The organism is Micromonospora sp. NPDC051924 (assembly GCF_055586005.1).
Window position 1 is genome coordinate 17,216 of sequence record NZ_JBVJJA010000034.1, and the last position, 19,816, is coordinate 37,031.

At 73.1% G+C, this 19,816-nt stretch carries 20 protein-coding genes; 3 read left to right on the top strand and 17 right to left on the bottom strand.

The genetic code is table 11. The features are described from left to right. Nucleotides 1-25: 25 nt before the first annotated feature. The 3 genes from ACZ6S5_RS24395 to ACZ6S5_RS24405 all read right to left on the bottom strand — a co-directional run bounded on the left by ACZ6S5_RS24395 (nucleotide 26) and on the right by ACZ6S5_RS24405 (nucleotide 2,492). Nucleotides 26-1,225, bottom strand: a complete 1,200-nt coding sequence (locus tag ACZ6S5_RS24395) for a DUF1015 family protein (RefSeq protein WP_466003997.1) — start codon at nucleotides 1,223-1,225, stop codon at nucleotides 26-28. Nucleotides 1,226-1,345: 120 nt separating this feature from the next. Beyond that, the gene (locus ACZ6S5_RS24400; protein WP_466003998.1) at nucleotides 1,346-1,729 is read right to left on the bottom strand and encodes a hypothetical protein; all 384 of its coding nucleotides are present in this window, start codon (nucleotides 1,727-1,729) and stop codon (nucleotides 1,346-1,348) included. 139 nt (nucleotides 1,730-1,868) lie between these two features. Further along, the gene (locus tag ACZ6S5_RS24405) at nucleotides 1,869-2,492 is read right to left on the bottom strand and encodes a mycothiol-dependent nitroreductase Rv2466c family protein (protein WP_466004000.1); all 624 of its coding nucleotides are present in this window, start codon (nucleotides 2,490-2,492) and stop codon (nucleotides 1,869-1,871) included. A 226-nt stretch (nucleotides 2,493-2,718) separates the two neighbouring features. On the opposite strand from ACZ6S5_RS24405, the gene pepN reads away from it, so the two are divergent. After that, nucleotides 2,719-5,265 (top strand): aminopeptidase N, encoded by a 2,547-nt coding sequence (gene pepN / locus ACZ6S5_RS24410; protein WP_466004001.1) that lies wholly within the window; start codon nucleotides 2,719-2,721, stop codon nucleotides 5,263-5,265. Nucleotides 5,266-5,328: 63 nt separating this feature from the next. Here pepN and ACZ6S5_RS24415 read toward each other — a convergent pair whose 3' ends face one another. From ACZ6S5_RS24415 to ACZ6S5_RS24480, 14 genes are all read right to left on the bottom strand, one after another. Beyond that, the gene (locus ACZ6S5_RS24415) at nucleotides 5,329-5,742 is read right to left on the bottom strand and encodes a DUF5130 family protein (RefSeq protein WP_466004003.1); all 414 of its coding nucleotides are present in this window, start codon (nucleotides 5,740-5,742) and stop codon (nucleotides 5,329-5,331) included. Further along, a complete protein-coding gene (gene ctaJ, locus ACZ6S5_RS24420) occupies nucleotides 5,729-6,037 on the bottom strand; it encodes an aa3-type cytochrome oxidase subunit CtaJ (RefSeq protein ID WP_466004005.1) in 309 nt (102 codons plus the stop codon). Before ctaJ ends, ACZ6S5_RS24415 begins: the two co-directional genes overlap by 14 nt. A 56-nt stretch (nucleotides 6,038-6,093) precedes the next feature. After that, the gene (locus tag ACZ6S5_RS24425; protein ID WP_466004007.1) at nucleotides 6,094-7,557 is read right to left on the bottom strand and encodes an amidase; all 1,464 of its coding nucleotides are present in this window, start codon (nucleotides 7,555-7,557) and stop codon (nucleotides 6,094-6,096) included. 98 nt (nucleotides 7,558-7,655) lie between these two features. Then, a complete protein-coding gene (locus ACZ6S5_RS24430; RefSeq protein ID WP_466004009.1) occupies nucleotides 7,656-8,657 on the bottom strand; it encodes an amidohydrolase family protein in 1,002 nt (333 codons plus the stop codon). Beyond that, nucleotides 8,657-9,181: a 3-hydroxyanthranilate 3,4-dioxygenase gene (locus tag ACZ6S5_RS24435; protein WP_466004011.1), complete on the bottom strand. Its 525-nt coding sequence runs from the start codon at nucleotides 9,179-9,181 to the stop codon at nucleotides 8,657-8,659. Before ACZ6S5_RS24435 ends, ACZ6S5_RS24430 begins: the two co-directional genes overlap by 1 nt. Then, nucleotides 9,178-9,603, bottom strand: coding sequence for a RidA family protein (locus ACZ6S5_RS24440; protein WP_466004013.1), 426 nt, complete (start codon nucleotides 9,601-9,603; stop codon nucleotides 9,178-9,180). Before ACZ6S5_RS24440 ends, ACZ6S5_RS24435 begins: the two co-directional genes overlap by 4 nt. Continuing rightward, nucleotides 9,600-10,373 (bottom strand): 2-keto-4-pentenoate hydratase, encoded by a 774-nt coding sequence (locus ACZ6S5_RS24445; protein WP_466004015.1) that lies wholly within the window; start codon nucleotides 10,371-10,373, stop codon nucleotides 9,600-9,602. The genes ACZ6S5_RS24440 and ACZ6S5_RS24445 overlap by 4 nt, the downstream gene beginning before the upstream one ends. Beyond that, nucleotides 10,370-11,425 carry a 4-hydroxy-2-oxovalerate aldolase gene (gene dmpG, locus ACZ6S5_RS24450; protein WP_466004017.1) on the bottom strand — a complete coding sequence of 352 codons (1,056 nt, stop codon included), beginning with the start codon at nucleotides 11,423-11,425 and terminating at the stop codon, nucleotides 10,370-10,372. Before dmpG ends, ACZ6S5_RS24445 begins: the two co-directional genes overlap by 4 nt. Beyond that, a complete protein-coding gene (locus ACZ6S5_RS24455) occupies nucleotides 11,422-12,357 on the bottom strand; it encodes an acetaldehyde dehydrogenase (acetylating) (RefSeq protein ID WP_466004019.1) in 936 nt (311 codons plus the stop codon). Before ACZ6S5_RS24455 ends, dmpG begins: the two co-directional genes overlap by 4 nt. Continuing rightward, the gene (locus tag ACZ6S5_RS24460) at nucleotides 12,354-13,148 is read right to left on the bottom strand and encodes a 2-keto-4-pentenoate hydratase (protein ID WP_466004020.1); all 795 of its coding nucleotides are present in this window, start codon (nucleotides 13,146-13,148) and stop codon (nucleotides 12,354-12,356) included. The genes ACZ6S5_RS24455 and ACZ6S5_RS24460 overlap by 4 nt, the downstream gene beginning before the upstream one ends. Nucleotides 13,149-13,201: 53 nt before the next feature. Beyond that, nucleotides 13,202-14,683 carry a 2-hydroxymuconic semialdehyde dehydrogenase gene (locus tag ACZ6S5_RS24465; RefSeq protein WP_466004087.1) on the bottom strand — a complete coding sequence of 494 codons (1,482 nt, stop codon included), beginning with the start codon at nucleotides 14,681-14,683 and terminating at the stop codon, nucleotides 13,202-13,204. Nucleotides 14,684-14,703: 20 nt separating this feature from the next. Further along, a complete protein-coding gene (locus tag ACZ6S5_RS24470) occupies nucleotides 14,704-16,038 on the bottom strand; it encodes an FAD-dependent oxidoreductase (RefSeq protein ID WP_466004022.1) in 1,335 nt (444 codons plus the stop codon). Further along, nucleotides 16,035-17,312, bottom strand: coding sequence for a kynureninase (gene kynU, locus ACZ6S5_RS24475; RefSeq protein WP_466004024.1), 1,278 nt, complete (start codon nucleotides 17,310-17,312; stop codon nucleotides 16,035-16,037). Before kynU ends, ACZ6S5_RS24470 begins: the two co-directional genes overlap by 4 nt. 16 nt (nucleotides 17,313-17,328) lie before the next feature. Next, complete coding sequence (locus ACZ6S5_RS24480) at nucleotides 17,329-18,213, bottom strand: tryptophan 2,3-dioxygenase (RefSeq protein WP_466004026.1); 885 nt, start codon at nucleotides 18,211-18,213, stop codon at nucleotides 17,329-17,331. A gap of 142 nt (nucleotides 18,214-18,355) precedes the next feature. Here ACZ6S5_RS24480 and ACZ6S5_RS24485 point away from each other — a divergent pair, with 142 nt between their 5' ends. Next, nucleotides 18,356-18,826 carry an Lrp/AsnC family transcriptional regulator gene (locus tag ACZ6S5_RS24485; protein ID WP_466004028.1) on the top strand — a complete coding sequence of 157 codons (471 nt, stop codon included), beginning with the start codon at nucleotides 18,356-18,358 and terminating at the stop codon, nucleotides 18,824-18,826. 105 nt (nucleotides 18,827-18,931) lie between these two features. Next, on the top strand, nucleotides 18,932-19,441 hold the full coding sequence (locus ACZ6S5_RS24490; RefSeq protein WP_466004029.1) for a hypothetical protein: 510 nt from the start codon (nucleotides 18,932-18,934) through the stop codon (nucleotides 19,439-19,441). Nucleotides 19,442-19,816: the final 375 nt, after the last annotated feature.

Genomic DNA, 19,816 nt, shown 5'->3' on the forward strand with positions numbered 1-19,816 from the left:
GCACGGAGGCGGATTCGTCACAGGATCACTGCGGCAGCTCGGCGACCACCAGCCCGGCCCGCGCCTTCGGAGTGAACCAGGTGCTCTTGCGCGGCATCTTCTCCCGGGCCAGGTTGACCGCGACGAAGTCGTCCACGGTGACCGGCGCGACGAGGACGGCGAGTTCGGCCCGGCCGGCGTCGACCTCGCCGGTGAGCCAGCTCGCCGGGTAGTCGCCGCCCACGTACGTGATCCGCTTGTCGCCCGGGTCCAGGCCGAGCGCGTCCCGCAGCAGCAGCCGTTCGACCAGCGCGTGGTCGAGGTTCTCCAGCCGGCCGCCGCCGACGTGCGGCAGCGTCACCGCATACCCCTGGCCGGCGAGGTGGAGCTGCACGGCGCCGCCGGCCGCCGGGACCTCGACCGGGCCGTCGACCGGGGTGATCTCCGCGCCGGCGGCGCGGAGCCGGTCGAGCAGCTCCGCCGGGGTGGTGGTCAGCTCACTGACCAGCCGGTTGTAGGGCTGGATGGCGACCGACGCCGGCGTGGTGATCACCGACAGGAAGCGCGGAAAGCCGCCGGTCTGCGCGGCCAGGCTGCGGTGGTTGCCGTCCGCGACCACCAGCTCGCCGCCGCCGGCCAGGGCGGTCAGCTCGTCCTGCGCCGGCCCCGGGCCGAGCAGCCAGATGGCGTGCGTCCGCCCGGCCTGGTCGACGTCGGTGGCGGCGGGCACGCCGGCCGCCTCGGTCGCCGCCGCGAGCGCGGCGTGCAGCTCGTCGCCGCGCCCGGTCTGCAGCAGGAGTACGGGCGAGAGCAGGTGGCCGAGCGCCTCGGCGAGGGCGACCCGCTCCCGCACCTTGGCGATGAAGACGTCCTCGTTGCGGATCACCAGGCCGGGCTCGTCGGCCCGGGTGGAGATCTGGTCGGTGTCGACCATGGCGAACAGGCCGTACGCGGTCTCCTCGCCCGGCGCGCTGATCCGGTAGAGCACCACGACCTGCTCGGCCGGGGTGTAGCTGCCGTCCGCCTTGGCCTCGGCGAGACGGGCCACCGCGTCGGGGAGCGCGTCGAGGAACGACTTCCCGAGACTCTCCGGCGCCCGGTGGGGCATCTCGATGCCCAGGGCACTGTGCGGGTTCGCCTCGACGATGGCGGTGATCTCCGCGTCGTCGGCGAACTCGTCGTAGTTCTGCGCGCCGGTGCCGCCAGTGGTGATCCAGGCCCGGGCGATCGGATGCACGACCGTCATGCCCGCTGACGCTACCCGCGCCCCCGCCGTACCGGTGCCGGACCCTCACCCCGTCCACCAGATGAAAGGGGGCGCCTCGTCGCCGCCCGGCGTCGAGCAGGGGCCCCTTCCTGACACCGGTCAGGCCGGGCGGTCGGTGCCTCGGTGGCGGCCGGCGGCGGGGCGCCGGCCGGCCGGCGGGGTGGCCGGGCGGGAGGTGGTGCCGGCGTTCAGCCGTACCGTCGTGGCTCCGGCCGCGGCCGGCCGGCCCGCAGTGGTGCCGGTGCGGGTCGGGCCGGGGACCCGGGACGGGAGGCCCGCGTCGGCGGGCGGGGTCATCCGGGAGGTGGCCACCACGCGCGCCACGCCGACCACGATCGGCGGGGCCAGCAGGTCCATCATCTCGGCGGGCAGGGTCGGCCGGAGGGCCGGCCAGTCGCCCTCGGCCACGGACCAGTACGTCGCACCGGAGTCCTCGGTCGCCGGCTGCGGCGTGTCGTCGGACAGGCGGCGGTGCTTAGCCATGGGAACGCCTCCAGGAGCTGCCGGGGTGCGGCTTGGACGGCCGCCGGCTGGGACACCTGGTCAAACGAGCCCTGCACCGCCCGGGTCACGCCGGGCGGTGCAGGGCTCTGGGTGCCGGGAAGGGTCCCTTCCTCGCACCTCAGTCGAAGATGGGGCCCTGCTCGCGGGTGCGCTTCAGCTCGTAGAAGCCGGGGGTGCCGGCGACCAGCAGGACGCCGTCCCAGAGCTTGCCGGCCGCCTCGCCCTTCGGCGCGGGCGTGATCACCGGGCCGAAGAAGGCGACCTGCCGGCCGTCCGGGCCGGGCGCGTGGATCACCGGGGTGCCCACGTCCTGGCCGACCGGCCGCATGCCCGCCTCGTGGCTGGCCCGCAGCGCCTCGTCGTACTCGGTGGAGTCGGCGGCGTCGGCGAGCGCCGGGTCCAGCCCGACGTCGGTCAGCGCGCCGACCAGCATGTCCCGGCCGAGTTCCTCCTTGCCCAGGTGGATCCGGGTGCCCATGGCGGTGTAGAGCTTCGCCAGCGTCTCCCCGCCGTGCGCCTGCTCCACGGCGATGCAGACGCGCACCGGGCCCCAGCCCTTCGACATCAGGTCCTGGTACTGCTCGGGCAGGTCGCGCCCCTCGTTGAGCACGGAGAGGCTCATCACGTGGAAGCGGATCTCCACGTCCCGGACCTGCTCGACCTCCAGCAGCCAACGGGAGGTGATCCACGCCCACGGGCACAGCGGGTCGAACCACATGTCCACGGCGACACGTTCGGTCACGGTGTCATCCCTTCACGACTTCCACACGCCGGAGTTCCGGCGCTTTCCCTTCGATCCTCACCCCGCACGGGATCGACCGGTACCGGAATGAGAGCGTGACCTCGGCCACCGCGGGGTGTCGGTGCATGGAAGACTCGGTTTCGGACCGGCCGTCACGAGCGGGCCGGCGAGGCCGGTGCCGCGAAGCGCGGCGAGAAGAGTGGGATGGAGACGAACAGTGCCGGGAGTGCGCAACCTGACCCAGGTCGAGGCCACCGAGCGGGCCCGCCTGCTCGAGGTGACCGGGTACGACATCAGCCTTGACCTGTCCACCGCCGTGCAGGCCACCGGCCGCACGTTCCGGTCGGTGACCGAGGTCCGGTTCCGCTGTACCGAGCCGGGGGCCAGCACCTTCATCGAGGCGGCCGCCGAGTCGGTGCGCTCCGCCACGCTCAACGGGACGCCGGTCGACCTCGCCGACTGGTCGGCCGAGAAGGGCCTCACCCTCACCGGCCTGGCCGCCGAGAACGTCCTCGTGGTGGACGCCGACTTCGCGTACTCGAACAGCGGCCAGGGCCTGCACCGCACGGTGGACCCGGTGGACGGTGAGACCTACCTGTACAGCCAGTTCGAGACGGCGGACGCGCAGCGGGTCTTCGCCTGCTTCGACCAGCCCGACCTGAAGAGCGTCTACACCTGGCACGCCACGGTGGCCGACCACTGGCGGGTGGTCTCCAACATGCCGGTGGAGCGGGAGGAGCCGGCCGGCGAGGGGCTGAAGACCGTCCACTTCGCCGAGTCGGCGCGGATGAGCACCTACATCACCGCGCTCTGCGCCGGCCCGTACCACGAGGTGCGGGACAGCCACGACGGCATCGACCTGGGCGTCTACTGCCGGGCCTCGATGGCGCGGTACATGGACTCGGACGACCTGTTCCTGATCACCAAGCAGGGCTTCGACTTCTTCCACGAGAAGTTCGGCGTGCGCTACCCGCTGCCCAAGTACGACCAGCTCTGGGTGCCGGACTTCAACGCCGGCGCGATGGAGAACTTCGGCTGTGTCACGCACGCCGAGTCGCACTACATCTTCCGCTCGCAGGTCACCGACTTCGAGTACGAGCAGCGGGCCAACACGATCCTGCACGAGCTGGCGCACATGTGGTTCGGCGACCTGGTCACCATGCGCTGGTGGAACGACCTGTGGCTGAACGAGTCGTTCGCCGAGTGGGCCAGCCACTGGTGCAACACCCACGCCACCCGGTTCCACGACGCGTGGACGACCTTCCTGTCGATTCGCAAGAACTGGGGCTACCGGCAGGACCAGCTCTCCTCCACGCACCCGGTCTACTGCGAGATGCCCGACCTGGAGGCCGTCGAGGTCAACTTCGACGGCATCACGTACGCCAAGGGCGCCAGCGTGCTCAAGCAGCTCGTCGCGTACGTGGGTGAGGAGCCGTTCCTGGCCGGCCTGCGGGCGTACTTCGGCAAGCACGCCTGGGGCAACGCCACCTTCGACGACCTGCTCAGCGAGCTGGAGGCGGCCTCCGGCCGGGAGCTGCGCAAGTTCGCCGCACAGTGGCTGGAGACCGCGCAGGTGAACACGCTGCGCCCCGAGGTGACCATCGGCGCCGACGGCACCTACGAGCGGGTGCTGGTCCGCCAGGAGGCGCCGGCCGGGTACCCGACGCTGCGCACCCACCGGATCGGGGTGGGCCTCTACGACCTCGCCGACGGCCGGCTGGTCCGCCGGGAGGCGGTCGAGGCGGACGTGACCGGCGAGGTGACCGAGCTGTCCGTGCTGCACGGCAAGCCGGCCGCCGACGTGCTGCTGCTCAACGACGAGGACCTCACGTACACCAAGCTGCGGCTGGACGAGCGGTCGATGGCCACCGTGGTGGAGCGCATCGCCGGCTTCGACTCGTCGTTGGCCCGGGCGCTGTGCTGGACCGCCGCCTGGGACATGACCCGGGACGCCGAGCTGGCGGCCCGGGACTACGTGGCGCTGGCGCTGGCCGGGCTGCCGGCGGAGACCGACATCAACCTGGTCACCGCCACCCTGCGGCAGGCGACCACCACGCTCACCTTCTACGTCGACCCGGCCTGGGCACCGACCGGCTGGGCCGAGCTGGCCCGCACCGCCAAGGCCGCCCTCGCCACGGCCGAGCCGGGCAGCGGTTTCCAGCTCGCCTGGGCCCGGGCGTACGTCTCGGCGGCCCGCGCGGAGGAGGACCTGGCGGTCCTGCGCGGCTGGCTGGACGGCGCCGGGGCGCCGGCCGGGCTGACCGTGGACACCGAGCTCCGCTGGACGGTGCTCCAGTCCCTGGTGGCCAACGGCGCGGCCGGGGCGGCCGAGATCGAGGCCGAGCTGGCGAACGACCGCACCGCCAGCGGCGAGCGGGAGGCCGCGTACGCGCACGCCCTGGTGCCGACGGCCGAGAACAAGGCGGCCGTGTGGGCGCAGCTCACCGGCCCCGAGGCGCTGCCGAACTGGCGCAACCGGGCGCTGCTGCAGGGCTTCACCCACCCGGCGCAGGTGGAGCTCACCGCGCCGTACCGGGAGAAGTACTTCGCCGCCGTGGCCCAGGTCTGGGCGCAGCGGGACAGCGAGCCGGCGCAGGAGTTCGTCCAGCTCGCCTACCCGGCGTACCTGGTCGAGGAGGACACGGTGGCGGCCACCGACGGCTGGCTGGCCGGGGAGGGCCACCCGGCGCCGCTGCGCCGGCTGGTGGCCGAGGGCCGTGACGGCGTGGTCCGCGCCCTCAAGGCCCGCGCCAAGGACGCCCAGAGCGCCTGACCTGGCGGAAGCAGAAAGCCCGGCCCGCGGAACGCGGGCCGGGCTTTGTCGTGTGGGAAGGGCTCAGCCCTTGCCGGCGTGGCTGGCGAGCTGGTCGAGGCCCTGGATGATGCCGCCGGCCAGGTCGCCGCCGCCGAAGGACGCCACCATGGAGAGCGCGGCGAGCTTCGCGTACGTGTCGGGGATGCGCTTGCGGGAGTACTTGCCGGTGACGATCTCCAGCTGCCGCTGGTTGGGCGACACGGCGATCAGCACCGACTTGTCCGGCTCGGCGAGCTGGCGGTGCAGCCGCTCGGCGTGCTCCCGGATCGGCTCGTCGAGGCCGCCCACGTAGACCGAGAAGACCAGGCCGGTGCCCTGGTCGGCCAGGCGGAGCGCCTCGTCGATGCGGAGCAGCTGACGGGTCGAGAAGGGCCCGTCCAGCACCTGGGGCGGGGTGCCGGTCCCCGTCGCGACCTGCTTCTCACCAACGGTCACTTGCGCCTCCGGTTCCACCGGCCGGCGCCTCCCGGCCGGCCTGCTCCTGCTTGTGACTGGTCAGCGCCGGCGCCTGCGCCCCGGCGGCCAGTGCGGTGCCGGCCGAGTCGGCCAGCTGTTCCGGACGGCCCAGGAACCAGACCGGAGTGAAGTCGAAGGGTCGACCCGGTCGGTAGCGCTTGGCACCGCCACCGGCGCGGCCGCCACGACTGCCGGCGTACGCCAGGCCGGCGATCACCAGCACCGCGGCCGCCGGGATGCCGACGAAGACCACCAACGTGTCGGTAACAGACAATCCCAACGCCCCCAGGCGGAAAGAGAGACCAGGAATCTTCCGGGTCGGGTGGACCATCAGGTCGACGGCTGCCCGACCCCGCTTGTGCTGTTCACGTTAGCGGAGTCGACCGCCCGCCAGATTGCGGGGTGCTGATCCCATCCGCCACAGCCGTGCTCCAGTTGCGCGGCAGTGGCTATCAATGTCGCGTCGTCGCCGTACCGGCCGGTGAGCAGCACCCCGACCGGCATCCCGTCGGCGGTCCGGCCGAGCGGCAGGGAAGCGGACGGGTCACCGGTCACGTTGAAGATGGCGCAGTACGGCGAGAACCGGCGCTGCCGGTCGAAATCGTCCGCCGGGTCGAGGGCGGCGAACGCGCCGACCGGCGCCTGCGGCGCGGCCAGGGTCGGGCAGAGCAGCAGATCGCAGCGGGCGGTACGGCGTACCCCGAGGCGGACCTGGGCCTGGAGTTCGCCGAGCGCGGCCAGCAGCGGGCCGGCACCCACGGCATCGCCCCGCTCCCGGAGGAACCGGGTCAGCGGCAGCAGCTCGCTCTCCCGCTCGGGTGGCACCGGGGAGAGCGCCAGTACGTACCAGACGGTCTCGAACAGCGGCCACGCCGTGGGGCCGAGCGGCGGGGGGACCTCGACCACCTCGTGGCCGGCCGCGGCGAGCAGCTCGGCGGCCCGGTCGACGGCGGCCACGCAGTCGGGGTGGACCGGCTCGTCGGCGAGCATCGGCGTGGTGAAGCGGCCGACCCGCAACCGGCGCGTGGCTGCCTCGCGGGCCGCGCCCAGGTAACCACCGGCGGGCACGGCCGGCGGCAGGTACGGCTCGCCGGGCACCGGGCGGGCCATGACGTCGAGCAGCGCGGCCACGTCGGTGACGGTCCGCCCGAGCGGCCCGTTGGTGGGCAGTCCGAACGCCCCGAAGCCGAGCGGGCCGCCGGAGACCAGGCCCCGGCTCGGCTTGTAGCCGACCAGGCCGCACAGCGCCGCCGGGATGCGCAGCGAGCCCCCGCCGTCGGAGCCCTGCGCCACCGGCACCAGCCCGGCCGCCACCGCGGCCGCCGCGCCGCCGCTGGACCCACCCGCCGTGTACGCGAGGCCCCACGGGTTGCGCGCCGGCGGTGCGACCCGACCCTCTGAGTAGAGCGAGCAGCCCAGCTCGGAGGTGGTGGTCTTGCCGAGGCTGACCAGCCCGGCGGCGGTGATGAACCGGACCACGTCGGCGTCGACCGGCGGAACGAAGTCGGCAAAGGCGGCCGAGCCGAAGGTGGTGCGCACGCCGGCGGTCAGCGTCAGGTCCTTGATGGCCGTCGGTACGCCGTGCAGCGGCCCGCGCCGGTCCGCCGGCACCGCGTCGGCGGCCCGCGCCGCCGCCCGGGCCCGGTCGGGCGTGACGGTGACGAACGCGCCGACGGTGTCGCCGAGCGCGTCGACCCGCCGTAGGTGGTGCTCGACCAGCTCCACGCTGGACAGCTCGCCCCGGCGGATCGCGTCGGCCTGCTCCAGCGCGGTCAGGTCGTGCGGTTCGGCCATACCGCCATCCTGCCTGTTGGCTGCGGCTTAATCGACGATGCCTTGCGGCAAGTCGACCCATCCCGCTCCCGGGACAGCCCGACCTGCCGCGACTGGCGTCAGCCGTACAGGAAGCGCAGGGCGTTGTCGGAGAGGAGCTTGTCGCGCTGGTCGGGGGTGAGGAAGTCGGCCTTGCGGACCACCTGCCCGACCGGCCGCTCCCCCAGCGGGTACGGGTAGTCACTGCCGACCAGCACCCGGTCCTCGCCCATCGTGTCGACCAGCAGCCGCAGCGCGGCCGGTTCGAAGACCACCGAGTCGACGCGGAACCGGTCGACGTAGGCGCTGGGCGGCGCGGTGGAGGCGCCGCGTACCAGGTCGCCCCGGCGGTGCCAGGCGTTGTCGGCGCGCCCCAGCCAGAACGGGAAGCTGCCGCCGCCGTGCGCGAAGCAGATCCGCAGCGTCTCCGGCACCCGGTCGAAGACCCCGCCGAGGATGAGCGCCAGCACCGACAGGTGCGTCTCGGCGGGCATCCCGGTCAGCCAGCGGGCCATCCAGCGGTCCAGCCGGGGGCCGCCCGGCATGTCCCAGGGGTGCACGAAGACGGGCGCGCCCGCCCGCGCGCAGTGGGTCAGGAACTGCACGATGCCGCCATCGTCGAGGTCCCGGTCACCGACGTGGTTGCCGATCTCCACGCCGACGTGACCGGCGGCCAGGCAGCGGTCCAGCTCGGCGCAGGCGGCGTCCGGGTCCTGCAGCGGCACCTGGCAGAACGGCACCAGCCGGTCGCCCCCACCGGCGGTGACCTCCAGGGTGAGGTCGTTGAAGATGCGGGCCACCTTGACCGCCTGGTCGGTGGGCCGGTCGTAGCTGAAGAAGACCGGGGTGGGCGACACGACCTGCACGTCGACGCCGTCGGCGGCCATGTCGGCCAGCCGGGTCTCCGCGTCCCAGCACTCCGCGCCGACCGGCCGGAACTCCGTCTCCCCCACCATGATCATGGCGGCGCGCTCGGAGTCCACCCGCAGCCAGGGCCAGCCGGACCCGCCGCACGCCGCGGCGAGGTCCGGCCATCCCTTGGGTACGACGTGCGTGTGCACGTCCACGACCGGTCCGCGCATCAGCCCTTGCCCGGGTGCAGCGCGCCGCAATTGGTGCAGGTGCGGGCCTTCTCGTCGGCGTAGAACGCCTGGAAGACCGGGGGCAGGTCGGCGGCGATGTCGTGGACCTGGAGCTCCACCTCGTGCACCTTGTGGCTGCACTCCGGGCAGTACCACTGGAACTTCTCCAGCGTGCCCTCCTCCCGGACCCGCTCGATCACCATGCCGATCGAGCCCGCCTCCGGGCGCTGCGGGGAGTGCGGCGTGTTGCGCGGCAGCATCCACATCTGACCCTCGCGCACGTGCACCGTACGCGGTCCCTCGGGCAGCATCAGGTTGACGTGCATGTTGCCCTTGACCTGGTAGAAGAACTCCTCGTACGGGTCGACGTGGAAGTCGGTGCGCTGGTTCGGGCCGCCCACCACCATGACGATGAAGTCGTCACTGCCCGGCAGCATCTCCTTGTTGCCCACCGGCGGCTTGAGCAGGTGCTGGTTCTCCCCGATCCAGCCGGAGAAGCTGAACGGCTCGGCGATCTCACTCATGACGGACCTCCAGACGGAAGTAGGGCCACGGCCTGCATCTCGATCAGCAGGTGCGGGTGCGGGAGCTGGTGCACGGCCACCGTGGTCCGGGTCGGCCCGGTGGCGTCGAAGAACTCCGCCCACACCTCGTTGTAGCCACCGAAGTCGTTCATGTTGACCAGGTAGCTGGTGACCTGCACCAGGTCGGTCAGCTCGGCGCCGACCGAGGCCAGCAGGTCACCGATGTTCTCGATCACGGCCCGGGTCTGCGCCCGGATGTCCAGGTTCGTCGTGCCGAACTCGTCCACCTCGACACCCGCGAAGGTGTTGTCCGGCCGGCGGGACGACGTACCGGAGACGAAGACGAACCCGCCGGCGACCTTGACGTGCGGGAACGCCCCGCGCGGCACGGCCTTGCCGGCGACGACCCTGGCCCCGGTCATGCCGCCGCCTTCAGCGACACGGTGCCCAGCTTCTCGACCACGGCGCGGACGTGCGCGCCGGGACGCAGCGGCACCGCGGCGGTGGCCGCCCCGGCGAGGAAGACCCAGCCCTCGCGCAGCCGGACGCCGTGCCGGCCGGCCAGCCGGATGCCCTCGTCCAGCGCGCGGCGCGGGTCACCGAGGATCGCCGCGGTCGAGCCGACCTGCGCCACCCGACCGTCGATCTCCAGCAGCACGCCGAGGTTGTCCAGGCCGTCCGGCACGGGCGACCAGGGCCCGACGGCGAACGCCGCCGCCGAGGTGTTGTCGGCGATGACGTCCGGCAGGGAGAAGGTGAAGTTGGCGTACCGGGAGTCGATCAGCTCGATCGCCGGGGCGACCGCGCGGACCGCGTCGGTGAAGGCGCCGACCGGCTCGCCAGGCTCGGGGAGCCGGTCCAGCAGGAACGCCACCTCGGGCTCGACCCGGGGGTGGATGAAGCCGGTGACGTCGACCGTGCCGCCGTCGGGCACCCGCATCACGTCGGTGAGCCGGCCCCAGATCACCTCGTCCACCCCGACCTGGGCCATCTTCGCCTTGCTGGTCAGCCCCATCTTCAGCCCGACCAGCCGCTCGCCCCGGTCGAGGCGGCGCTGCAGCAGCGCGGTCTGCACCGCGTACGCGGCGTCCACGTCGAGGCCGGTCTCGGCGGCGAGCTGCGGGATCGCGGTGGCGGTGTCGGCCGCCGCGCCCAGCTTCTCGGCGATCCCCGCGATGTCCGGCCCGATCATTGGTCCTCCTTGCTCGCCAGGTCGAGTGCCACGTCCACGATCATGTCCTCCTGGCCGCCGACCATCCGGCGCCGGCCCAGCTCCACCAGGATCGACCGGACGTCCACGCCGTACTTCGCCGAGGCGCGCTCGGCGTGGCGCAGAAAGCTGGAGTAGACGCCCGCGTACCCGAGGGAGAGCGTCTCCCGGTCCACCTGGACCGGCCGGTCCTGAAGCGGGCGGACGACGTCGTCGGCCGCGTCCATCAGCGCGAACACGTCACAGCCGTGTTTCCAGCCGTGCAGTTCGGCGACCGCGACGAAGACCTCCAGCGGGGCGTTTCCGGCCCCCGCGCCCATGCCGGCGAGAGAGGCGTCCACCCGCACCGTCCGACCGGACGGGGAGCCGAGCGGCCCGGGGCCGAGGATCCGGCCGTGCTCGACCGCCACCACGCTGTTGGCCACGCCGAGCGACAGGTTGTGGTGGGCGTGGATCCCGATCTGGGTCTCCGGCTCGAGTACCTGCCGGTACGCGTCGACCCGCTCCGCCACGTCGGACATCAGCAGTCGGCCGCCGGAGTCGGTGACGTAGACGCAGTGCGCCCCGTACGACTCCATCAGCTTGGCCTGGGCGGCCAGCCCGGCCGGGTCGTTCATGTGCGACATCATCAGGAACCCGGAGACGTCCATGTCGTTCTCCCGGGCCCAGGCGATGTGCTGGGCGGAGATGTCCGCCTCGGTGCAGTGGGTGGCGATCCGCACGCTGGTCACGCCGAGCGCCTTCGCCGCCTTGAGGTCGGCGATGGTGCCGATGCCGGGCAGCAGCAGGGTGGTGAGCCTCGCGGTGGTCAGCACCTCGGCGGCGGCGGAGATCCAGTCCGCGTCGCTCGCCGCGCCGTGGCCGTAGTTGACACTGGAGCCGGCCAGACCGTCGCCGTGCGCCACCTCGATCGCGGCTACCCCGGCCGCGTCCAGCGCGGCCGCGATGGTCCGCACCTGGTCCACCGTGTACCGGTGCGCGATGGCATGCATCCCGTCGCGCAGCGTCACATCCTGGATGTAGAGGTCGGTCATCGCGCCGCCACCTCCGAACCGCGCAGGGCCACCAGCCGCTCCGCGGTGCGCAGCGCGGCCGAGGTCATGATGTCCAGGTTCCCGGCGTACGCGGGCAGGTAGTGCCCGGCGCCGGAGACCTCCAGGAAAACCGACACCTGGAGCCCGGTGAACGGCCGCCCCAGCGCCGGCACGTACGCCTCGACCCGGTCGAACTGCACGTCCTGCTTGAGCCGGTAGCCCGGGACGTACTCCTGCACGGTGGCCACCATCTCGGCCACCGAGGTGGCGATCGCCCCGCGGTCGGCGTCGGCGTCCGGGCAGAGGCAGTAGACGGTGTCCCGCATCAGCAGCGGCGGGTCGGCCGGGTTCAGCACGATGATGGCCTTGCCGCGCCCGGCCCCGCCGACCACCTCGATGGCCCGGGCGGTGGTCTCGGTGAACTCGTCGATGTTGGCCCGGGTGCCCGGACCCGCCGACCTCGAGGCGATCGAGGCGACGATCTCCCCGTACGCGACCGGGGTGACCCGGCCGACCGCGTGCACGATCGGCACGGTGGCCTGCCCGCCGCAGGTGACCATGTTGACGTTGGCTTCGCGCAGGTGCTCGTCGAGGTTGACCGGGGGCACCACGTACGGGCCGATGGCGGCGGGGGTCAGGTCGACCACGGTCCGGCCGTGCGCCCGCAGCACCTCGTCGTGCCGCCGGTGCGCGCCGGCCGAGGTGGCGTCGAAGACCAGCTCGACGTCGGCGAACTCCGGCATGGCGACCAGCCCGTCCACCCCCTCGGCGGTGGTCGCCACGCCGAGCCGGCGGGCCCGGGCCAGGCCGTCCGACGCCGGGTCGATGCCGGCCATCGCCACCATGCGCAGCGACTCCGACAGCCGGAGCACCTTGATCATCAGGTCGGTGCCGATGTTGCCCGATCCGAGCACCGCCACGCCGACAGTCATGAAGCCTCCCGGGAGAAACAGGTCCGTACCGAGCCGAGCCCGGAGATCCGCGCCTCGTACGCGGCGCCGGGGGTGACCGGCACCATCGGCCCGAGCGCCCCGGAGAGCACCACGTCCCCGGCGCGCAGCGGGTCGCCCGCCCGGGCCATGGTGCCGGCCAGCCATTCCAGCGCGTGCAGCGGATTGCCGAGGCAGGCGGCCCCGGCCCCGACCGAGACCGGCTCCCCGGCGTGCTCCAGCACCATGCCGCAGAGCCGCAGGTCCACGTCGGCGAGCCGGCGCGGCGCGGTGCCGAGCACGAACAGCCCGCTGGAGGCGTTGTCCGCGACGGTGTCCACGATGGAGATGTCCCAGCCGGCGATCCGCGAGTCGACGATCTCGATGGCCGGCAGCACGTGGTCCACCGCCCGGATCAGGTCCACACCGGTCACCCGCTCGTCGGTGAGGTCCGCGCCGAGCACGAAGGCGATCTCCGCCTCCACCCGGGGCTGGAGCAATCGGCCCATCGGCACCTCGACGCCGTCGCCGACCGCCATGTCGTCGAAGAGCACCCCGAAGTCGGGCTGGAAGACGCCGAAGTTCTCCTGCACGGCACGGGAGGTGAGGCCGATCTTCGCGCCGACCCGGCGGTGGCCCTTGCCGAGCCGCTGCCGGGTGTAGACCTGCTGCACCTGGTAGGCGGCCTCGATGTCGCCCTCCGGCAGCAGCCGGCCGCGCAACGGCGGGCAGGGTTTCTCCTCCTGCCGGGCGACGGCCAGTTCCCGGTTGGCGGCTTCGATGTCGACGGTCATGCCGGCTCCTCGCTTCGCTCGCTGACGCCGTGCATTCTGCCCGGGACGCGCACTCATGAGAGGTCCACGCAGACGTTGGTGAGTTCGGAGTAGAAGTCGAGCGAGTGCACGCCGCCCTCCCGGCCGATGCCCGACGCCTTCACCCCGCCGAACGGGGTGCGAAGGTCGCGCAGGAACCAGGTGTTCACCCAGACGATGCCGGCGTCCAGCCGGGACCCGGCCCGGTGCGCCCGGCCCACGTCCCGGGTCCAGACCGTCGCCGCCAGGCCGTAGTCGGTGCCGTTGGCCAGGGCGTACGCCTCGTCCTCGTCGTCGAACGGGGCGACGTGGACCACCGGGCCGAAGATCTCCTCCCGGTTGGTCCGGGCGTCCGGCCCGAGCCCGGTCAGCACGGTCGGCTGCACGTAGGCGCCGCCGTCGCGGGCGTCGCCGAAGCGCGGCACCCCGCCCCCGGCACGTACCTCGGCGCCCTCGGTGCGGGCCAGCTCGTAGTGGCCGAGCACCTTGTCGCGGTGGGCGTGCGAGATCAGCGGCATGTTCGCCGTGGCCTCGTCGGCCGGCCAGCCGTACGCCAGCTCGTCGGCACGCTTGGCCAGCCGGGCGGTGAACTCCTCGAACACCGGCCGCTGCACGTAGATCCGCTCGGTGCAGAGGCAGACCTGGCCGCCGTTGGTGAAGCTGGACCGGACCGAGCCGGCGACCGCCGCGTCCAGGTCGGCGTCGGCGAAGATCAGCCCGGCGTTCTTGCCGCCCAGCTCGAAGCTGACCGCCTTCACCCCGTCCGCCGCGGCCCGCATGATGGCGCTGCCGGTGGCCGACTCTCCGGTGAAGGTGATCGCGTCGACGCCGGGGTGCCGGGTGAGGAACTCGCCGGCCGAGCCGGGACCGAAGCCGTGCACCAGGTTGAACACCCCGTCCGGCACGCCGGCGGCGGCCATCACCTCGGCAAGCAGGGTGGCCGAGGCGGGGGTCTCCTCGCTGGGCTTCACGATCACCGCGTTGCCGCAGGCCAGGGCGGGCGCGACCTTCCAGGTGAGCAGCAGCAGCGGCAGGTTCCACGGCACGATCACCGCGACCACGCCGACCGCCTTGCGGACCGCGTAGTTCAGCGCCCGGCCGCCGGTCGGGGTGACCGTGGTGAACGACTCGGTGGGTGCGGTCGCCACGATCTCGGCGAACGCCCGGAAGTTGGCCGCGCCGCGCGGGATGTCCAGCGTACGGGCCTGGGAGATGGCCTTGCCGGTGTCGGCGACCTCGGCGGCGACCAGGTCGTCGAAGCGGCGTTCCAGCTCGTCGGCGACCCGGCGCAGCACCTCGGCACGTTCCCGCTCCCCCATCCGCCCCCACGGCCCGCGCAGCGCCGCCCGGGCGGCGGCCACCGCGTCGTCCACCACGGACGAGGACGCCTCGACCACCTCGAAGACCGGTTCCCCGGTGACCGGGCTGCGCTTGGTGAACCGGGTGCCGGCATCCACGAAGGCGCCGCCGACGAAGTTGCGCAGCAGGCCGGGGCCGTCCGGCGCGTGACCGGCCATCAGCCGGGGATCCCACAGGGTCATCGCCGCCGCCCCTTCCCGAGCGCCACCGCCGCGCCGGCCAGCGCCGCGACCGCGCCGGCCGCCAGCGCCCCCACCACCTGGTACTGCCGGCGCACCCGGCGGCGCACCTCGGCGTACGGGGTGGTGGAGAAGGAGACCAGCTCGTATTGGGAGACGTACCGGCCGGGCAGGGCCCGCTCCAGGGCGTGCTCGATCTTCTTGCGGGTCTGGAACACCGGGGAGGCGACCTTGTCCCGCATCTCCACGAAGTTGGTCAGCGCCATCCGGGCGATCGCCTCGGCGTTGGCCTGCCGGCGGTGCTGGAACAGCGGCAGCGCCGACGCCCAGTGGTCGCCGCACTCGTCCAGGCAGCGATCCAGCTCCACCACGTCCTCGAACGCGCAGTTCGCGCCCTGGCCGTAGAACGGCACGATGGCGTGCGCCGCGTCGCCGAGCAGGCCCACCCTGCCGTCCACCTGCCACGGGGTGCAGCGGACCGTGCCGAGCACCCCGACCGGGTTGTGCTGGTAGTCGTCGACCAGGTTCGGGGCGAGCGGGACCAGGTCCGGGTAGTGGGTGTGGAAGTACCGCTCGATGGCGGCCGGGCTGCCCAGCGAGGCGAAGCTCTGCGTGCCGTGCGTGGGCCAGAAGAGCGTGCAGGTGAAGGAGCGGTCCGGGTTGGGCAGCGCGATCATCATCGAGGTGCCGCGCGGCCAGATGTGCAGCGCGCCCGGGTCGAGGGCGAACTCGCCGCCGATCGGCGGGATGGTGAGTTCCTTGTAGCCGTAGTCGAGGAAGTCGAGGCTCTCGGTCAGCACCCCGTACGCCAGGAGCTGCCCGCGCACGGCGGAGCCGGCGCCGTCGGCACCGAGGACGACCGACGCGGTCTCGCTGACCTTGCCCTGCGAGGTCTCGAAGGTCATCTCGCCGGTGGTCGGGTCGAGGCCGACCAGCCGGTGGTCGAAGGCGATCCGCACGCCGGGCAGCGCGGCGGCGGCGTTCAGCAGCGCGTTGTTCAGCGCGCCCCGGCTGATCGAGTTGATCGCCCGGTCTCCGGAGACGCTGTACGACTGGAACTGCGGCTCGCCCTCGACCGGGTGGATCATCCGGCCGCGCATCGGCAGCGCGTCCGTCATCACCTGCTGGTCCAGCCCGATCCGGCGCAACGCGTCCAGGCCGCGCTCCGACAGCGCCAGGTTGATCGACCGCCCCCGCTCGACCTTGCCGGCACGCGGGTCGGGTCGCCGCTCGTACAGGGCCACCGGGTAGCCGCGCCGGGCCAGGAAGCAGGCCAGCAGGCAGCCGGCCAGCCCGGCCCCGACGACCGCGATCTCCTCGCGTTCGGTGCTCATCGGTTCACCTCCACGGTCGCGGCCAGCGCGTCGGCGACCCGCCAGCAGTCGTGGTACGTCGAGTAGAGCGGCACCGGCGCGAACCGGACGATGTCCGGCTCCCGGGCGTCGGCGATCACGCCGTGCTCGTGCCGCAGCCGCTTGGTCAGCTCGTTCGCGCTGGCCACCCCGATCCGGACGGAGAGCTGGCAGCCGCGGCGGGCCGGGTCGCGCGGGGTGACCACGGTCAGCGGCCGGTCGGCGGTCACCTCGTCGAGCAGCCGTTCCAGCCACCCGGTGAGCCGGAGGCTGCGCTCCCGCAGCGCCGGCATGCCGACGGAGTCGAACAGCTCCAGTGAGGTCCGCACCGGCCCCATCGCGAAGATCGGCGGGTTGGAGATCTGCCACGCCTCGACGGTGGCCGGCGGGCGGGAGACCGGGGTCATCTCGAACCGGGTGGCAGCCTCGGTGCTCCACCAGCCCTCGAAGCGGGGCAGCGCGGGGTCGCCGAGGTGCCGCTCGTGGACGAAGACGCCGGCCAGCGCGCCCGGCCCCGAGTTCAGGTACTTGTACGAGCACCACGCGGCGAAGTCGACGTCCCAGTCGTGCAGCGCGAGGGGCACGTTGCCGACGGCGTGCGCGAGGTCCCAGCCGACCACCGCCCCGGCGGCCCGGCCGGCGGCGGTGATCGCCGGGATGTCCATCAGCTCGCCGGTCAGGTAGTTGACCCCGCCGAGCAGCACCAGCGCGATGGTGTCCCCCTCGGCGGCGAGCAGGTCGAGGACGTCCTCGGTGCGCAGGGTGTCCTCGCCGGCGCGCGGCCGCAGCCGGACCACGGTGGCGTCCGGGTCCAGGCCGTGGAAGCGGGCCTGGCTGCGCACCGCGTAGCTGTCCGACGGGAAGGCGCTGTCCTCGATGACGATCCGGGTCCGCTCCCCCACCGGCCGGTAGAAGCTCACCATCAGCAGGTGCAGGTTGACCGTGAGGGAGTTCATCACCACGGTCTCCGCCGGCAGCGCGCCGACCAGCCGCGCGGCCGGCGCGGTCAGCAGTTCGTGGTACGGCAGCCAGGGCCGCTCCGCCTCCAGGTGCCCCTCCACGCCCAGCCGGCGCCAGGCGTCCAGGTCGGCGAGGAGCTCGTCCCGGGTGGCCCGGGGCTGCAGGCCCAGCGAGTTGCCGGCCAGGTACGCCACCTCGGGGTGGCGCCCGCCCTCGGCCGGCGGCACGTGGAACAGGTGCCGGTGCCCGGGGTCGGCGGCGTCCAGCCGATGGGCCTCGTTCTCGGTGTGCGGCATGCTCAACGACCTCCGGTCACATCGCGGTCCGGGCGGACCACAGCTCGGGGAAGACCACCCGGGCCATGCTGCGCTGCAACCAGGCCAGGCCGGCGGAGCCGCCGCTGCCGACCTTGGCGCCCATGGTCCGCTGCACCGCCTTGATGTGGTGCCAGCGCCAGTCGCCGAACCGCTCGGCCACCTCGGTCAACGCGTCACCCAGCAGCCGCAGGTGGTTCTCCGGGCCGCCGTCGGCGTAGACCCGCACCCAGGCGGCCTCAACCGCGGGGTGCGTCTCGTGCTCGGTCGCCACGTCCCGGTTCAGCAGCTCGGCCGGTAGCTCGAAGCCGCGCCGGGCGAGCAGGGCGACCACGTCGTCCCAGAGGCTCGGCGTGGCGAGGGCGGCGGTCAGCTCGGTGTACACCTCGGTCTGCCGGCGGAACGGGCGGATCAGCGCCGGGTCGCGGAGGCCGAGCAGGAACTCCAGCTGGCGGTACATCGCGGACTGGAAGCCGGAGCCCTCGCCGAGCCGGTCGCGGAACCGATTGAAGTCGGCCGGGGTCATCCAGCGCAACCCCTGCCAGGCGGCGTTGAGCCCGTCGAGGTGCAGGGCGGCGCGGCGCAGCGGGGGCAGCGCGTCCCAGATCCGGTTGGCCCGCAGCTCCCGCTGGGCGTGCCGCAGCTCGTGGCAGGTCAGCCCGAAGTACAGCTCCATGATCTGGCTGACCATCAGGAAGGACATCTCGCCCGGGTCGTCACTGAGCGGCTGCTGCAGGCTGTGCAGCGTGCTCGCCCGGACGTACGCGTCGTAGGGCACCCGGTCGGCGAACTCCAGCGTCGGATCGCCGCCGTTGCGCGCCGCCCGCGCCGCCCGCTGTTGTGCGGTGGCGGGGCGTACCGCCGTGGTCTGTTCCACCGTCATCTCCCTTCGTACGCCGGGGTAGACGACATGATGCCGCTGGTGGATCCGCAGATGGAATGCCTCTTCAACGGCGGTACGGTGGTTTCACCTGCCGCTCCGAAGGCTTACCCCGTACTCGACTTCACGAAGGAAAGGTCACCGCGTGGACGACATGGACTGGGCGCTGCTGCGCGAACTCCAGGCCGACGCCCGGCTCTCGTACAGCGAGCTGTCCCGCCGGGTGCACCTGTCGCCGCCGGCGGTCGCCGAGCGGGTCCGCCGGCTGGAGGAATCCGGGGTGATCACCGGCTACCACGCGCACGTCGACCTGACCCGGGCCGGACGCACCGTGCTCGCGCTGATCCGGATGTCCTGCTACGGCTCGCGCTGCATCCTCAACGACCCCGAGGTGGCGGACTGGCCGGAGATCATGGAGATCCACCGGATCACCGGGGACGCGTGCAGCATGCTCAAGGTGGCGGCCGGCTCGATGGGCGAGTTCGAGCAGGTCATCGACCGTCTCGCCCCGTACGGCCAGCCGTCCAGCACGATGGTCCTGTCCACCCCGCTGGACTGGCACCCGGTCACCCCGAGCCCGCCCGCCGGCCCACCCCCGCCCGGTCGCCGCCGCTGAGGAGGTGCCGGGAAGGGACCCCCGTTAACAGCCCCTCCCACCGGGAACCCAGCGCGCACTGCCCGTCAGCAGGATTCCGGTGCGCCGCACCGGAAGGGGGGAATCATGCGAGGGCTCGTGGCACATCGCGCCCGATCGGCCGTCCTGAGCGTGCTCGGACTGGTCGCGGCGTTCGTCCTGATGACCGTCACCCCGGCCCGCGCCGGGGAGAACGTCTTCGTCGAGGTGACACCGAATCCGGCACAGGCCGGCACCCGGGTGAACATCCGGGCCAACTGCGACAACGCGAACAACCGGCAGGCCGAGGTGAACTCGGACGCCTTCGGGCGGGTCATGCTCCGCCCGGACAACGGCTTCCTGACCGGGGCGGTGACCATCCCGGGCAACAAGCAGGCCGGGGACTTCCCGGTCGACCTGCGCTGCTCGAACGGGAACACGGCCTCGACCACGCTCACCGTGCTGAACATGGCCTCGCCCAGCAAGGGCCCAGCCACCGGTGGTGGCGGCACCGCGAGCGGCCGGGGAACCGGCTCGCTGCTGCTGGTCGGCGGGCTCGTCGCGGTGGCGGTGGTGGCCGGCGTCGGTGCCCGTCGCAGGACCGGGTCACGCTTCTGACGAGGTGCGGCCGATGGCCCGCCAACCGATCCGAGCCGGCCGGCGGCCGGACGACCGGATGACGCGTATCCAGGGCGACGGCCGGGCGTCCCGACTCCGCCGGGACGGCCGTCTCACCCGGCCACCCCGGCAGGGCCGGGAGACGCGAATCCACGGCGACGGCCGCGCCCGACGAATCCCCGGCGACGCCCGCACCACGCGGATCGAGCGCAACGGTGGCGTCGGGGAGCTCCCGGGGACCGAACGCACCACCCGGATCCAGGGCGACGGCCGCGCGGCGCGGCCCCGCCGGGACGACCGCGCCCCGCGCATCCGCGGCGACGGTCGGGCCGCCCGACGTCCGGTCGCGCGTGGCGCCGCACCGGCGCGTGGCGT